Raw genomic sequence first — 1,316 nt, forward strand, 5'->3', positions numbered from 1 at the left:
TGTCCAATCAAATGTAGCAGATCCAAATACAACCGGAAGCAGCTTGGGACGTNTTGGATCTGCTACATTTGATTGGACATTAAGTTAAGCTCGATTAACTTAGTAGATATGGAAAAGAAAAAAAGAAGGTCATTCGATAAATCCTTCAAGTTAATGGTTGTTGAATTATACCGTAATGGAAAGACATCAACTGAAATTAGCGAGGAACTTGGTATTGGTTCTGATCTTGTCAGACGTTGGAGCAGAGAATTTTCTGTAAGCGGGCAGTCCAGCTTTTCAGGTAACGGGAATCCAGTTCTTACCCCAGAGCAGAGAGAGATCTCAGACCTTAAGAAAGCCTTGAAAGACACACAGATTGAACGTGATATCCTAAAAAAGGCAGTAAGCATCTTCTCCAGGAGCGACAACAAATATTCAGGTTCATAAATGACAATCAGAACCAATTTGCTGTTGAGAAGATGTGCCATGTTTTAGGAGTCAGTAGAAGTGGTTATTATGAATGGTTAAACCGTAAGCCTTCCAAAAGAGCCATGGAAAATCAAGTCCTTAAAGAAGAGATAAAATCCTTGTACGAACTGAGCAAGGGTCGTTCAGGCAGTCCAAAACTTACAATAGATCTCAGGGATAGGGGAATCTTTGTATCACGTCCCAGAGTAGCCAGAATTATGAAGAAAATGGGGATAAGGAGTNTAATTTCCAAGAAATTCAAGGTTGTAACAACTGATTCAGATCATTCATTCAGCATATCCCCAAATCTTCTGGAAAGGGATTTTACAGCGGAAAGGAAAGGACAGAAATGGGTGTCAGACATCACTTATGTCAGGACTTTACAGGGTTGGTTATATCTGACTATTATCATGGATCTCTACGATAGAAAGATAATAGGATGGTCTATGAGCCATGGTATGGATGCAGATTCAACTGTAATAGCGGCATTTAAAATGGCAATAAAAAATAGACCTGTCAATCCATTTGAACTGATCTTTCATTCTGACAGAGGCGTCCAATATGCATGTAATCAATTCAGAGCTCATTTAAGCCGTTACAACATCATCCAGAGTATGAGCAGAAAAGGAAACTGCTGGGACAATGCTGTGGCTGAGAACTTCTTTAAAATAATCAAATCTGAAATGATATATCATTCATTATTTAAAACAATACCCGAGGCAAAGGTTGCAATATTTGAATTTATAGAAATTTGGTACAACAAAAAAAGGAAACATTCTTATTTGAAGTATATGACTCCTGAACAGTTTGAAAACTTAAATCAAAAAATAGCAGCTTAATATNTTGTCCAGTTTTTTGTTGCAAATCCA

Annotated in this window: 1 protein-coding gene; it reads left to right on the plus strand. The window is 37.5% G+C overall.

Going from position 1 to position 1,316, the window contains the following annotated elements:
• Positions 1-108: 108 nt before the first annotated feature.
• A protein-coding gene (locus tag A33Q_RS15685) for an IS3 family transposase (protein ID WP_152527422.1) occupies positions 109-1,286 on the plus strand; the annotation gives its coding sequence in 2 pieces (ribosomal slippage) (positions 109-379 and positions 379-1,286; 1,179 coding nt in all).
• The last annotated feature ends 30 nt before the right edge of the window (positions 1,287-1,316 follow it).

It is taken from the genome of Indibacter alkaliphilus LW1, from assembly GCF_000295935.2.
GTDB classification, from domain to species: Bacteria; Bacteroidota; Bacteroidia; order Cytophagales; family Cyclobacteriaceae; genus Indibacter; species Indibacter alkaliphilus.